At 26.9% G+C, this 14,639-nt stretch carries 12 protein-coding genes and 1 pseudogene; 11 read left to right on the top strand and 2 right to left on the bottom strand.

The genetic code is table 11. The features are described from left to right. The first annotated feature begins 8 nt into the window (after positions 1 to 8). The 11 genes from ARA56_RS07595 (at position 9) to rfbB (ending at position 11,465) form a co-directional block, all read left to right on the top strand. Complete coding sequence (locus tag ARA56_RS07595; protein WP_055265368.1) at positions 9 to 1,112, top strand: polysaccharide biosynthesis C-terminal domain-containing protein; 1,104 nt, start codon at positions 9 to 11, stop codon at positions 1,110 to 1,112. Positions 1,113 to 1,116: 4 nt separating this feature from the next. Then, positions 1,117 to 2,241, top strand: a complete 1,125-nt coding sequence (gene wecB / locus ARA56_RS07590) for a non-hydrolyzing UDP-N-acetylglucosamine 2-epimerase (RefSeq protein WP_055265366.1) — start codon at positions 1,117 to 1,119, stop codon at positions 2,239 to 2,241. Position 2,242: 1 nt separating this feature from the next. Beyond that, on the top strand, positions 2,243 to 3,457 hold the full coding sequence (locus tag ARA56_RS07585; RefSeq protein WP_055265364.1) for a glycosyltransferase: 1,215 nt from the start codon (positions 2,243 to 2,245) through the stop codon (positions 3,455 to 3,457). Between the two features lie 23 nt (positions 3,458 to 3,480). Further along, positions 3,481 to 4,413 (top strand): glycosyltransferase family 2 protein, encoded by a 933-nt coding sequence (locus tag ARA56_RS07580; RefSeq protein ID WP_055265362.1) that lies wholly within the window; start codon positions 3,481 to 3,483, stop codon positions 4,411 to 4,413. Next, positions 4,403 to 5,722 (top strand): O-antigen ligase family protein, encoded by a 1,320-nt coding sequence (locus ARA56_RS07575; protein ID WP_055265360.1) that lies wholly within the window; start codon positions 4,403 to 4,405, stop codon positions 5,720 to 5,722. Before ARA56_RS07580 ends, ARA56_RS07575 begins: the two co-directional genes overlap by 11 nt. 23 nt (positions 5,723 to 5,745) lie before the next feature. Next, positions 5,746 to 6,465, top strand: a complete 720-nt coding sequence (locus tag ARA56_RS07570) for a CDP-alcohol phosphatidyltransferase family protein (protein WP_055265358.1) — start codon at positions 5,746 to 5,748, stop codon at positions 6,463 to 6,465. Between the two features lie 13 nt (positions 6,466 to 6,478). Then, entirely contained in the window at positions 6,479 to 7,936 is a 1,458-nt protein-coding gene (locus tag ARA56_RS07565; protein WP_055265356.1) for an oligosaccharide flippase family protein, read from the top strand. Positions 7,937 to 8,035: 99 nt separating this feature from the next. Next, positions 8,036 to 8,902 (top strand): glucose-1-phosphate thymidylyltransferase RfbA, encoded by an 867-nt coding sequence (rfbA, locus tag ARA56_RS07560; protein WP_055265354.1) that lies wholly within the window; start codon positions 8,036 to 8,038, stop codon positions 8,900 to 8,902. A gap of 4 nt (positions 8,903 to 8,906) precedes the next feature. Further along, positions 8,907 to 9,482: a dTDP-4-dehydrorhamnose 3,5-epimerase gene (gene rfbC / locus ARA56_RS07555; protein ID WP_055265352.1), complete on the top strand. Its 576-nt coding sequence runs from the start codon at positions 8,907 to 8,909 to the stop codon at positions 9,480 to 9,482. Positions 9,483 to 9,491: 9 nt separating this feature from the next. Beyond that, positions 9,492 to 10,385 (top strand): dTDP-4-dehydrorhamnose reductase, encoded by an 894-nt coding sequence (gene rfbD, locus ARA56_RS07550; RefSeq protein WP_055265350.1) that lies wholly within the window; start codon positions 9,492 to 9,494, stop codon positions 10,383 to 10,385. A gap of 27 nt (positions 10,386 to 10,412) precedes the next feature. Continuing rightward, positions 10,413 to 11,465, top strand: a complete 1,053-nt coding sequence (rfbB, locus tag ARA56_RS07545; protein ID WP_055265348.1) for a dTDP-glucose 4,6-dehydratase — start codon at positions 10,413 to 10,415, stop codon at positions 11,463 to 11,465. Positions 11,466 to 12,732: 1,267 nt separating this feature from the next. On the opposite strand, the pseudogene istB reads toward rfbB, so the two are convergent. Next, a pseudogene (istB, locus tag ARA56_RS16790) lies at positions 12,733 to 13,329 on the bottom strand (IS21-like element helper ATPase IstB). 54 nt (positions 13,330 to 13,383) lie between these two features. Beyond that, complete coding sequence (locus ARA56_RS16430) at positions 13,384 to 13,812, bottom strand: hypothetical protein (RefSeq protein ID WP_055265344.1); 429 nt, start codon at positions 13,810 to 13,812, stop codon at positions 13,384 to 13,386. Positions 13,813 to 14,639 lie beyond the last annotated feature (827 nt).

Below are 14,639 nucleotides of genomic sequence, written 5' to 3'. Positions count from 1 at the left end.
AGACGAATATGAAGGTATTAATTACAGGAGCGAATGGTTTTATTGGTAAAAATCTAGTAGCTAAATTAAGAGAAAGTAATAATGAGTTAATTTTAATAGATAGAGATAATTCTAAAGAGGACCTACAAGAAGGGCTATTAAAGGCAGACTTTATAATTCATTTAGCAGGAGTTAATAGACCTAAGGATGAGAAAGAATTTTTTGAAGGAAATTCAGGATTAACAGGGGAGATAGTTGACTTTTTAAAAGCTAATAATAAAAAGACTCCTATAGTCATAACATCTTCAATACAAGCAGATTTAGATAATGCTTATGGTCAAAGTAAGAAGTTATCAGAAGAAGCTTTATTAAATTATAGAGAAGAAACTGGGGCAAAGATTGTTATCTTTAGACTTCCTAATGTGTTTGGTAAATGGTGTAGACCAAACTATAATTCAGCAGTAGCTACATTCTGTCACAATATTGCTAGGGGGGAAGAAGTATGGATTTCAGATCCAAGTAGAAAAATGACATTAGTATATATAGATGATGTTGTAAGAAACATAATTGATACTATGGAAGATAAAAATACTCAAAATGGATATGAAAATATAGATATTGAGCATAGCGCAACATTAGGAGAAATAGTAGATTTACTTAATTCATTTGTAGAAAGCAGAAAAAATTTATTAGTTCCTAATATGAATAACGAATTTACTAAGAAGTTGTATAGTACATATTTAAGCTATTTACCAGAAGATAAATTTAGTTATCCTTTAAAGATGAATATTGATAATAGAGGTTCTTTTACAGAGTTTTTAAAGAGTGGAGATAGAGGACAAGTATCTATTAATATAAGCAAACCTGGAATAACTAAAGGGAATCACTGGCATCATACTAAAAATGAGAAGTTCTTAGTAGTTAGTGGGCAAGGAGTTATTCAATTTAGAAGAATTGACTCAGAAAAAATTATTGAATATAAAGTAAGCGGAGAAAAGCTTGAAGTTATAGATATACCTGTAGGTTATACACATAATATAATAAATACAGGAGAAACAGACATGGTAACTGTAATGTGGGTTAATGAAATATTTACTTCAGAAAAACCAGATACAATTTTCTTGGAGGTATAGTCAGATGAAGAAATTAAGAGTAATGACAATAGTAGGTACAAGACCTGAAATAATCAGATTAGCAGAAGTAATAAAAAAGTGTGATGAATACTTTGAACATATATTAGTCCATACAGGGCAAAATTGGGATTACACATTAAATGATGTTTTCTTTAAGGAGCTAGAGTTAAGAGAACCTGATCATTTTTTAGGGGTTGTAGGTGAAAATTTAGGGCAAACAATGGGAAATATTATAGCTGCATCTTATGAAATATTAGTGAAAGAAAAACCGGAGGCTTTATTAATTTTAGGAGATACTAACTCTTGTTTAGCAGCAATTGCAGCAAAAAGATTAAAGATTCCAGTATTCCATATGGAAGCAGGAAATAGATGTTTCGATCAAAATGTTCCTGAAGAAATTAATAGAAGAATAGTTGATGTTACTTCTGATGTTAATTTAGCCTATACAGAGCATGCTAGAAGATACCTTTTAAATGAAGGAATGAGAAAAGAATATACTTTTGTAACAGGTTCACCACTTCCAGAAGTATTTACAAAATATATGCCTAAGATAGATGAAAGCGATGTACTTGAAAGATTAGGGCTTGAAAAAGGTAAATTTATACTTGTAAGTGCTCATAGAGAAGAAAATATAGACAATGATGAAAACTTTAAGAGCTTAATAGATGCTTTAAATTCTATAGCTGAAACATACAATATGCCAGTTATATATTCAACTCATCCAAGAAGCTGGAAGAGAATTGAAGCTAAGGGGATTAAGTTCCATGAAAATATTAAACAATTAAAACCATTTGGTTTCTATGATTATAACAAGCTTCAAAAAGAGTCATTCTGTGTTCTTTCAGATTCAGGATCATTAGCTGAGGAGTCAAACATTATGGGATTCCCAGCAGTATCTATTAGAACGAGTACAGAAAGACCAGAGGCTATAGATAAAGGTTCTGTAATTTTAGGTGGAATTACTTTTGATTCAATAACTCAAGCTATTGAAGTTATAACAAAGCAAAAAGAAGTTGGAGCTGAACTTGTTAAGGTTCATGATTATACTGATATAAATGTATCAATGAAAGTTGTTAATGTGATTCAAGGATATACGTCAGTAATTAATAAGTTTATTTGGAGAAAGTAGTATGAAGATATTACAAATTAATTCTGTCTGTGGCTATGGAAGTACAGGCAGAATTGCAACTGATTTATATAAAGTTTTAGAAGAACAAGGACATGAGTGTATAATTGCTTATGGAAGGGGAATGGCACCTGAAGGGTTTAGAACCATTAAGATTGGTACAAACTTTGATAATTATATTCATGTAGCTAAAACAAGATTATTTGATAAGCACGGATTTGGATCAACTAAAGCTACTAAGGAATTCATAAAAAAGGTTGAAGAATATGATCCAGATGTAATTCATTTACATAATATACATGGATATTACATAAATATAGAAATTTTATTTGATTATTTAAAAAGAGCTAATAAAAAGGTAATTTGGACATTGCATGATTGCTGGGCATTTACTGGACATTGTGCCCACTTTGATTATGTGGGGTGTAATAAGTGGCAAACTAATTGTGGAAAGTGTATACAAAAAAAACAATATCCTAAAAGTAGTTTAGTAGATAATTCAGAAAAAAACTTTATTAGAAAAAAACAGATATTTAATGAAGTTAATAAATTAAGAATTGTTGTAGTATCTAATTGGCTAAAAGAAGTAGTAAAGCAATCAATGTTAAGAAATAATAGAATTGATGTAATATATAATGGAATTGACCTAAATATTTTTAAAAAAAGTACTGGAGAAGTTTCGAGAAAAAAATATAAATTAGATAATAAATTTGTAATACTTGGGGTAGCTACAATATGGGATAAGAGAAAAGGGTTAGATGATTTTAAAAAAATAGCATCTAAAATAGATAAAGAATCTATAGTAGTTTTAGTTGGGTTAAGCAATAAACAAATAGAAAGTTTACCAGATAATATTATTGGAATAAATAGAACTGATAATATAAATGAACTTGTTGATTTATATTCCTGTGCAGATGTTTTTGTTAATACTTCAGTGGAAGAAACATTTGGTTTAGTTACTATTGAGGCTATGTCATGTGGAACTCCTACAATAGTATATAATTCAACAGCATGTCCTGAATTGGTTGATAATAGCTGTGGGATAGTAGTTGAAAAGAGTAATATTGAAGAAATATTAAGTGCAATAAAAGAAGTGAAAGAAAAAGGAAAAGACTATTACTCTAATAGTTGTATAGAAAGAGTAAAACGACTTTACAACAAAGCAGATATATATGATAAGTATATATCTATATATAAAAACATGACAAATAATAACTAATATGTTTCTAAGGAGGATAAGTAATGGATAATAAACTTAAGATACTTATGGCTACTTATAACGGTGAAAAATTTATTAGAGAGCAATTAAATAGTATATTAAATCAAAGTTATAATGATTTTGAGCTTATAATAAGAGATGATGGATCCAAAGATAGAACTGTATCAATAATACAAGAGTATATTGAAAAAGATAATAGGGTAAATCTTTTAGTGGGAAAGAATTTAGGGCAGACACAAAACTTCAATGCGTTATTAAGAGAAGTTCAAGATGCAGAATATGTTATGTTTGCAGATCAAGATGATGTTTGGATGGAAGATAAAGTTGAATTATCACTACAAAAGATAAAAAATATTGAAGAGGAAAAGGGAAAGGAATATCCAATTATGGTGTATTCCAATTTAAGGTATGTAGATGAAAAACTTAATGATATCCCTAATAAATTAAGAGAAATTAATGAAGAAAGTATTAATACTATTTTGGGTTACAACTTTGTATGGGGATGTACAATGTTAATTAATAATTCGTTGCTTAGATTAAGCTATCCTATAGGTAAATCAGCTCAAAATCATGATTATTGGATTGCTTTAACTTGTGCTTTAAATGGAGTTATGTATAATTTAGGAAGAGAAACTTTATTATATAGGCAGCATAGTAATAATGTCACTGGAGGTATTAATAATTACTCTCTTATTAGTAAATTAAAAAGATTAAGTAAATTATTTAATAGTTATAATGATCAACTAAATCAAAATTTGGAATTTTGTGCAAAGTATAAACATCTAAATAATAGATTATTATTGAGTTATGAAAGTGCAATAAAATCAAATGCATTAAAAAGATTAATAATATTTAATAAATTAAATATTAGAAGAAGTACACTGAAAGAAACAGCTCTTTATTATTTCTATATATTTATGCTTTTGAAAAAAGGGGATTTAAAGTATGAAAAGTAAAGAAAAACTTTTAGCAATAATTATTAGTATACTATTGTTCTTGATGATGTTTGCCCCTGCTAATCTTATGCGGGTTAAAATTGCAATTACAATAGTTTTATTCTTTATTTCATTATATTATGTATTCTTGAAAAGATATGAGATTAAAATAAATAAAAAAGTATTTTGGTGGTTTGTTATTTATATTGGGATGAGTATAGTTTCAATGAGTATCTCATTTATAAACGGAAATCCGGGAGCTACTAATTTTTTAGTTGTAAATATAATTGGACCATGTATATTTTTTGCTTTTATAATGAGTGTTTCTAATAGTATATATTATAATTTAATAAACAAGATAATAATTTATACAACGATAATAATTGGAGTATATAATCTAGTTTATTTCTTTATAATAAATGATATATTTCCGTTTATTAATCCAGAGATATTTCCATTTATTAAAGCGAATGTTGGTGGAATAAATTTAGGCTTTACTAAAATAACTACAGAGAATTTATCGTACTTAATGTTTTTATTTCCTTATGTATTTACTTTATTTTTTATTGAAGAGAATAAAAAGATTAAGAATATTGCTTTAACAGCATCATTACTTTCGATTTTAAGTGCAATAATTTCAGCTAGAACTATATTTTTATTAATAATAGGAATATCACCAATACTAGTTATTTTATATGGATATTTAGGGAATATACCTAATTGTAAAATAATAGCAAAAAGAGTTCTAGCTATTTGTATAATAGGAACACTACTTTTAGCAATTTTACTTAGCATAATGAAAATTGATATTAGCAAGATAGCAGATAAAATAGTTAGTTCATTTAGGGTCGAACAAGTAGCAGATGAAAATGGTAATATTGATCCAGGTGCAAAAATTAGAGTAGAACAATTAGAGGATTTAATTTATACATGGAAGCAAAAACCCATTTTAGGATGGGGGGACGGCGCAAATGCCTTAAATGTTATTAGATCAGATGTAGAAGGAATGTATGAATTAAGTTATTTTGCATTACTTATGCAAAGGGGGATTATTGGTTTAATTATATATGCATCACAATTTTTCTGGATAATTATAATAGCGATCAGAATAATAAAAATTGATAAAAAGAATAGAAATGATATGTATTGTTCATTAGTTGGATTGACATGTATGTTAATAGCTAATGCAACTAACCCATACTTATATAGTTTTGATAGACTATTTATTATATTTTACCCACTATTAATAATAAATAAATCGTATCTTTTTTTAGAATCAGAAGATGAATTATATAGTATTAAAACTATATATAAATTGTTAGGCAAATAAATTAAGTGAAATGGTGAGAAGTAATGAAATATAGAGAAATAAGAGAAAAATATCAAGGGCAAAATGAAACTATTGTAGATGCATATGCAACGAGTATTTCACCTATAATAACAAAGTGGTTTTTAACAAAAAAATTCACTCCTAATGAAATAACAATAATGATGATTTTATCAGGAATAATAGGAGCAATATTATTTTCGATTAATAGTATAATATTGAAAATGTTGGGAATAGTTTTTATACATATGTGGTATATATTAGATTGTTCAGATGGAGAAGTGGCTAGAATAAAAAAACAATTCTCTAAATTTGGAACTGAAATAGATTATTCTGCACACATATTAAATCACCCGCTTTTTAACATATCATTTGCTATATCTTTAATATCATTGAATAGATATAATATTGCTTTTGTGTTAGTTTTAACAATAATACTAATATCCATTGATGGGATATTTAGAAATTTGTATGCTTTCGAAGTAATTTATAAAGTTAAAATGGAAGAGGAAATACAAAAGGGAGCTATTTATAAAGGATCTAGGTTGAGTATATTAAAAAGAGTTGTATTTCAATTTGTTCATTATCCTAATTATGCATTAATTTTTCCTATAATATTTGTAAGTGATTATTTTATAGGTTCTAATATTGCAATATTATTTTTGATATCAATAATAACTGTACAAGTTCCAATGATATTGAAGTCATACATTATATGGATAAAAAGAATAAAGGATGTAAAATAGTATTGGAGGAAAGATGGAAAAGTCAGTAGGTAAAAATATTGCATTTAAATTTATATTAAATATATTTAATATTGGAATACCAATTTTTTTAGGTCCATATATAATTAGAACTCTTGGAGCTGAAATGTTAGGAAATATTAATTTTGCTCAATCAGTCTTTGGATACTTTTTTATTTTTGCTAATTTTGGAGTTTATCAATTTGCAGTAAGAGAATTAAGTAGGATTAGAGAGGATAAAGAGAGATTATCTATAATATTTACAAACTTATTTTGTGTAACAACATTAACAACAATAATTACTTTAGTAGGATACTTAATTACAGTTAATAAAGTATATTCAAATGATAAAGAGTTATACTTAATATTTATAATAATGTCTTCAAATTTTATATCTAATATTTTTTATATTGAATGGGCTAATGAAGCGTTAGAAAATTATGATTTTATTACTATAAAAACTATGGCAATAAAAATAATATATTTAATTATAGTATTTTGTGTTATAAAAAAGAAATGCGATTTTACTTTATATGTTAAATTAATGGTTTTAAGCACTTTTTTTAATAATATTGTTAGCTATGTATATATAAAAAGAAAAATAAAATTTAACTTTAAAAATTTATTCTTCTTAAAATACATTAAACCAATGTTCTTGGGAGTATTAATTAGTAATGCTAATGTGCTTTTTACCCAGTTAGATATTATTTTATTAGGTCAAGTAATTAGTAAAACTGATGTTGCGTTCTATTCAACTGCAAATTCGATAATGATAATGATAAATACGATGATGATATCTATAATTACGGTTACTTTACCTAGAATATCTAATTATTTAGGAAATAATGATAATGTAAAATATATAGATATGGTAAATAAAATAGTAAAGTTATTTTTTATGATTTTAATACCTACAGCAGTAGGAATTTTTATTTTATCAGATAGAATAATGTTTTTATATGGGGGAATCGAATTTGAAAATACAGGAAATCTTTTAAGAATTTTTGCTATATATATGTTAACAATTGGGGTAGATTATATATTGGCTAATCAAGTGATTTATATTCAAAGAAAAGAAAAAAGTCTTATAAAGATGTTATTTGTCTCAGGAATATTAAATTTAGTATGCAAGGTATTATTAATAGTCTCAGGAATGTTTAATATCTATACAGCTATAGGAACAACATTAATTGCTAACATAATTCTAATATTATTAGAATATTACTATGTAAGAAAAAAAATGTTAGTAAATATAAGTTTGTTTAATAAAGACATATTAAAATATTCAATATTATCTTTGGGGTTTATAGTTATTAGTATTGGAATAAAAGTTCTTAATATAAATTGGATGATTACTATGATATTAATTATAATGTTATGTAGTACTTTGTATTTTTCTGTATTAATTTTTACAAAAGATGAAAATATTATTTTAATACTAAAAAGTATTAGAATATTACCTAAGAATAAATAATATACATTTTACTAGATAAATATATTTTAAATATATAAATAAAAATGATTAATCGGATAATTTATAAAAGTATAATTAATAAAGATAGGGGAGGATTATATGAAAGGAATAATTTTAGCAGGTGGATCTGGTACTAGACTGTATCCAGTAACAAAAGCAATGTCAAAACAAATGGTGCCGATATATGATAAGCCAATGATATACTATCCAATGTCAGTATTAATGTTAGCAGGAATAAAGGATATATTAATAATATCAACACCGAGAGATATAGTTAATTTTAAAGAGTTATTTAGAGATGGTTCCGAATTTGGATTAAATATTGAGTATGCTATTCAAGAAGCTCCAAACGGACTAGCTGAAGCATTTATTATTGGAGAAGAATTCATAGGTAACGATAGTGTAGCTATGATTTTAGGTGATAATATTTTTTATGGACAAAACTTTAGCTCTCATTTAAAAGAAGCAGCTGCATTAGAAATAGGAGCTCAAGTATTTGGATATTATGTACAAGATCCTAGAGCATTTGGAGTTGTTGGATTTGATGAAAAGGGAAAAGTTACATCTTTAGAAGAGAAGCCAGAACATCCAAAGTCTAAGTATGCTGTGCCAGGACTTTACTTCTATGATAATTCAGTTGTAGAAAAGGCTAAAGCTTTAAAGCCATCATTTAGAGGAGAATTAGAAATAACTGATTTAAATAAAGTTTACATGGAAGAAGGTAGCTTAACAGTAAATTTATTAGGTAGAGGAATGGCTTGGCTTGACACAGGCACTCATGATTCTATGCTTAAAGCATCAAACTTTGTTGAAGCAGTTCAAACTACTCAAGGTACATATATTGCTTGCTTAGAGGAAATTGCTTATAGAAAAGGATGGATTTCTAAGGAGCAAGTTAGAGAATTAGCTGGACCATTAATGAAAACAGGATACGGAAAATATTTAATGGAAGTTATTGAGGAGTAGAGAAATGGAAGTAGGAAACTTTAAATTTATTGAAACAAAAATACCAGACCTTTATATAATTGAACCAAAAGTTTTTGGAGATAATAGAGGATATTTTATGGAAAGTTATAATAAGCAAGCTTTTAATGAAGCTGGGTTAACTATGACTTTTGTTCAAGATAATGAATCGAGATCTAAAAAAGGTGTATTAAGAGGATTACACTTTCAAACTAAACATACTCAAGGAAAACTTGTCAGATGTACTGAAGGTGAAGTTTGGGATGTAGCTGTTGATTTAAGAAAGGGATCACCTACTTATGGACAATGGGAAGGCGTTTATTTAAGTTCTGAGAATAAGAGACAATTTTATGTTCCTGAAGGTTTTGCTCATGGTTTTGTAGTATTATCTGAAGTTGCTACATTTAATTATAAATGTACAGATTTCTATGCTCCAGAGTATGATAGTGGACTATTATGGAATGATGAAGACGTAAATATACAATGGCCATTAGATGGAATAGACGAATTACTATTATCAGAAAAAGATAAAAAGCAAAGGAAGTTTAGAGAATTAGATTTACCTTTTGTGTATGAGGGGTAGGTAGTAGATATGAAAATATTAATCACAGGTTCTAATGGACAATTAGGAAATGAGCTTCAAAGAATTATAGCAACAGGTAGTGCTGAAATTGGAGAAGTATCAAATGAAATAAAAACTTCTAAGGTATTTGCTTTAGATGTAGATAAATTGGATATAACTAATTTACAACAAGTAAAAACAGTTTTATCAGAGATTAAACCAGATGTAGTTATAAATTGTGCTGCAGCAACAAATGTTGATGGTTGTGAGAGTAATCAAGATTTAGCTTTTAAAATAAATGCTATTGGGCCTAGAAATTTAGCTATAGTTTGTGAAGAGATAGGAGCAAAATTAGTACAAGTATCTACTGATTATGTATTTAGTGGAGTTGGAGAGAGAGCATTAACAGAATTCGATTTAACTGCACCATATAGTGTGTATGGAAAAACTAAGCTTTTAGGAGAAGAGTATGTAAGAGAATTCTCTTCAAAATACTATATAGTAAGAACTGCATGGCTTTATGGATATATTGGACATAATTTTGTATACACTATGATGAAATTAGGAAATATGAAGGATGAAATAAGCGTAGTAAATGATCAACTTGGAAATCCAACTCATGCAAATGACTTAGCCTATGAAATATTAAAGCTTATAGAAACTGAAGAGTATGGTGTATATCACTGTACTGGAAAAGGGGAATGTAGCTGGTATGACTTTGCAAGTGAAATAATGAAACTTTCAGGTAGAAATTGTAAAGTTAATCCATGTACATCAGAAGAGTACAAAGTAATGAATCCAAATGCAGCAAAAAGGCCAGAATATTCATCCCTAGATAATATGATGCTAAGATGCACTATTGGAGATGAAATGAGAGACTGGAAAGATGCTTTAAAGTCATTTATGAGCAATGTAGAGAAATAATCTATTTATAGAAGGGGAGCAAATTTAATGAAAACTTATTTAGTAACTGGTGGAGCTGGATTTATAGGATCTAACTTCGTTTTATATATGTTAAATAAATATAATGATATAAGAATAATAAATTTAGATAAATTAACTTATGCAGGAAATTTAGAAAATCTTAAATCAATTGAAGGGAACGAAAGACATATATTTGTTCAAGGAGATATATGTGATTCAAAATTAGTAGCTGAACTTTTTGAAAAATATGAAATAGATTATGTTGCTCATTTTGCAGCTGAATCTCACGTTGATAGAAGCATCAGAGAACCAGAAGTATTTGCTAAGACAAATGTCATGGGAACTGTTAATCTTTTAAATTGTGCTAAGAATGCATGGGAAAATGAAGATGGAACTTGGAAAGAAGGAGTTAAGTTCTTACATGTATCAACTGATGAAGTTTATGGTTCATTAGGAGAAACAGGATACTTTATGGAAACTACTCCATTAGATCCTCATAGTCCATATTCATCAAGTAAAGCAGGATCAGATTTAATGGTTAAGGCTTACTATGATACATATAAAATGCCAATGAACATAACAAGATGTTCTAATAATTATGGACCATTCCAATTCCCAGAAAAGTTAATACCATTATTAATAAATAACTGTTTACAACACAAGGATTTACCAGTATACGGTGATGGTATGAACATAAGAGACTGGTTGTTTGTTGAAGATCATGCTAAGGCAATTGATATGGTTATAAACAACGGTAGAGTTGGTGAAGTTTATAATGTTGGTGGACACAATGAGAGAACTAACATAACAATAGTTAAGACTGTAATAAGCTATTTAAACGAAAATGTAGATAAAGAAGTTACTGAAAACTTAATTAAGTATGTTGAAGATAGAAAAGGTCATGATAGAAGGTATGGAATTGACCCAACTAAGATTAAAGAAGAATTAGGCTGGTATCCAGAAACTACTTTTGAAGTCGGAATAAAGAAAACTATTCAATGGTATTTAGATAATCAGGAATGGATGAATAATATTACTTCGAGAGATTATATGAATTATTATAATCAAATATATAAATAGGTACTTAATATTTATTAATTATAAATTAACAAGGCGATGGTAGTATAATTATCTTATAAGATTTTGAATATATGATACATTATCACTATATAAATTAGATAGTAGATGAAATTTATTTATGTTTAAAAAAGTATCTAGGAAGGGAGTAAGTGGAGTTCAGACTATAAGGTGAAGGTTCTGTTCTTACATGTTGTACAATAGAAATGCAGTCTATTAGTAAAAACATTATAGGAATAGATATTGAATTTATTCATACGCATGTTAAAGTAATTGAATATATTAAATATACATATAACATCCAAATTATGGTGATGATAATAATAGTAGGTACGTAATAATCAAAGCCTACGTATATAAACCATTAGTGAATAGAGGTTTAGCTTCACATTTTACTGCTGAAGAAGTTATTTATCAAAAATATGTTAATGCAATGACGCTGTATTGTACAAGAGGTAAGTAAGGTTAGAGAAGCAAGGGCTAATTTGATTATTAGATTTAGTACTAAATGGTTAAAATTTATGTATAATACCATGAAAAATTAACTTGTTAAAAGCAAGATAAAAATATAGTATATTTTAATACATTAATAGCAGAGTTGAAAAGTATGAATAAGAATTCTTTAAGTAATTTGATAAATTTTTAACTATATATTTATATTGTAGATATTAAAAGATAGAGAATATTATTTAATAAATTTGTTAGAGTCATATTAGAAGATATTGAATTTAAAGCGGACCCATGGATAAATGAATATAGGTTCCAGAATTTAAAGTTGCAGAAATCAGAGTTTTATATGATAAATTTTTCAAAACTGAAGGAGAAATCGGAACTTTTACTCTAGAATAAAAAAGATTGTAGAAGTTATCACTTATTCTAATACTTAAGTCGCTTATTTAAATTTGAACTAAATTACTAGAAGCGGTGGCCAAGTTTAGTGATTAAGCAAAAGTTTATATAGAAAAAAATAAGAAGTTAAATTTCTTTCGCAAGGAAGTTTCACTTCTCACATTTTATACACCTTTAAGAAGTAATAAAATGTATCAAAAAATAGACAGAATGGTTAAATATTTAGAGCTACATGGAGGGAATAAGCTAATGATAAAAAATATGGTATATATGTTAAAATGTTATTCTAAATTCTATAACTATCCACTTAAATTACTAGGTGAATAGCATATTATCAAATATTTAGATTATTGCATGAGTGTAAAAGTTAACATTAAAATAGTGAAAAGTTCCAACATGAAAATGCATGATTATTTGATAGTTATTTATTTTCTTGTTGGATTGTTTCATATACATCTTTTGTTCTATATGAAGGTCCAACAATTTTTATAATATGAGAATGGTGTAAAAGCCTATCAAAAATAGTATTCGCTAACGTTGCATCCGAGAATACATCCTCTCATTTACTAAATAGCTGATTAGTTGTTATTATTGTTGAATTATGCTCATATCTTTTAGTTATTAATTGAAAAAATAAATTAATCCATAATTAATCAATAGGTAAATATCCAATTTCATCTATAATAAGCACTTTATATTTGTTATAATGCTTCAGCATAGCTTCTAATCTATTTTCATTATAGGCATTTCTTAAATTCTGAATTAAATCATGACAACTAATAAAATAAGTAAGATATCTTTTACTAGTAGCTTCTATTCCGATAGAGGTAGCTAAATGTGTTTTCACAATACCTGTAGTTCCGTAAGATAATATATTTTCTTTCTTTTTAATAAATCTTAACAAGCATAAATATTGAATTTTAGATCTATTTGCTGAAGATCGAAATTTATAATTATATTCATCAGATCTCTTTACAAAAGAAAAGCCGGCTACACTTATTTGGATTTTAGAAGCCATTTTTTAAAATTTAAATGTTTCTAGATTATTTATAAGCTTTGCATACATTTATTATTACCCTCCTAATAATATGTAAATTAAGGCGATATTTTCTTTAATGAAATCATTTATTTGATCATCAGAAAGATGTTTGCAAGCATCAGATTTTAAAATTTTGTACATATGCCCTGATTTATAATTATACTTATTACCACTTAGTGAGAGACATAGAATGAAATCTTTATTATAATAAATAATAATGTTACCATCGCTAGTTTCAGTAACATTAAGTTTTAAGCCAATATATTTTGTTAGAACAGAGTATTTTTTACCTTTATAATTAATCATTGATTCTTTTGTGACTTTATATTCTTTTTCGCGATAGACATATGAACTCAATATATTTAATGATGTTAATGGTTTAAAACACTCTTTATCTTTTGAAAGTAGATCCAATGGTATTTTACCTGTAGCTTGAGAAACTTTATTACTGATTTCTTCCATAAATGATTCAACTATATTTTCTAATTCATAATAATCTTCAAGTTCTCCATTATAACTAGTTAAACGATTAGTTAGTTTTGATAATGCTTCAACATTCCCTTTGCTTTGCGGCTATATGCGCTGCAAGCAATAGATTTAAATTAGGAATCTTCTGAAAAGTGTTTTTAAATGTTGTACTAAATTTACCATTTGAAAAATTAGTTTTGCTACGATCTATTATAGTTTTCATATTATCAAATAAAATTTGTCTTGGTATTCTACCAAAATACTGAAAAGCATCAATAATACAACAAAACAAAGCTCGTTGATTCCGATTAGATGTGACTTTAAGAGATTTTATTCTAGAATATCCCAAAACTATTAGAAAAATATTTATTTTAAATACTTCTCCATATTTGCTGATTAAGGGTTAATCCTCTTTCCAATCCATTTGAGCTTGTAATACTGAAGTAGCTTCAAATACAACTGTTGCTTTTTTTTATATCTATTTTCTTATATTTATTAAATAAATCTGCAACAGTACTATATTTGCTTTTATAAATTTTCTTTAAAATAAATTTGTACACTACCATTGCAGTAGAACAATAATTATCAACCTTATCAATAATAATTGATTTATAATCATAGATAAGTAATGTATAAACTCGAGTAGACTTTTTTCGCTCCAGGTATCCAAAGCTGATTTTCAGATATCAATCTATTGTTCTTGATTACAATTAAATCTCCTTGCTAACTCACTTTTATTCAATAGGCATAACTCCTCTCGTGTAAATTCCTTTAAATATATTTAATATATAGAAAGTTAATTAGTGAATATCTTGTATTAA

Origin of the sequence: Clostridium disporicum (genome assembly GCF_001405015.1) — a bacterium.
Lineage (GTDB): Bacteria > Bacillota > Clostridia > Clostridiales > Clostridiaceae > Clostridium > Clostridium disporicum_B.
The sequence above is the reverse complement of the archived record's forward strand: the minus strand, read 5'-3'. Positions and strand labels throughout refer to the sequence as shown.

Excerpts from the sequence above, each read along its gene's own strand:
- ARA56_RS07595 (WP_055265368.1), top strand. The coding sequence starts at position 9 with ATGAAGGTATTAATTACAGGAGCGAATGGTTTTATTGGTAAAAATCTA.
- wecB (WP_055265366.1), top strand. The coding sequence starts at position 1,117 with ATGAAGAAATTAAGAGTAATGACAATAGTAGGTACAAGACCTGAAATA.
- ARA56_RS07585 (WP_055265364.1), top strand. The coding sequence starts at position 2,243 with ATGAAGATATTACAAATTAATTCTGTCTGTGGCTATGGAAGTACAGGC.
- ARA56_RS07580 (WP_055265362.1), top strand. The coding sequence starts at position 3,481 with ATGGATAATAAACTTAAGATACTTATGGCTACTTATAACGGTGAAAAA.
- ARA56_RS07575 (WP_055265360.1), top strand. The coding sequence starts at position 4,403 with ATGAAAAGTAAAGAAAAACTTTTAGCAATAATTATTAGTATACTATTG.
- ARA56_RS07570 (WP_055265358.1), top strand. The coding sequence starts at position 5,746 with ATGAAATATAGAGAAATAAGAGAAAAATATCAAGGGCAAAATGAAACT.
- ARA56_RS07565 (WP_055265356.1), top strand. The coding sequence starts at position 6,479 with ATGGAAAAGTCAGTAGGTAAAAATATTGCATTTAAATTTATATTAAAT.
- rfbA (WP_055265354.1), top strand. The coding sequence starts at position 8,036 with ATGAAAGGAATAATTTTAGCAGGTGGATCTGGTACTAGACTGTATCCA.
- rfbC (WP_055265352.1), top strand. The coding sequence starts at position 8,907 with ATGGAAGTAGGAAACTTTAAATTTATTGAAACAAAAATACCAGACCTT.
- rfbD (WP_055265350.1), top strand. The coding sequence starts at position 9,492 with ATGAAAATATTAATCACAGGTTCTAATGGACAATTAGGAAATGAGCTT.
- rfbB (WP_055265348.1), top strand. The coding sequence starts at position 10,413 with ATGAAAACTTATTTAGTAACTGGTGGAGCTGGATTTATAGGATCTAAC.
- ARA56_RS16430 (WP_055265344.1), bottom strand. The coding sequence starts at position 13,812 with ATGGAAGAAATCAGTAATAAAGTTTCTCAAGCTACAGGTAAAATACCA.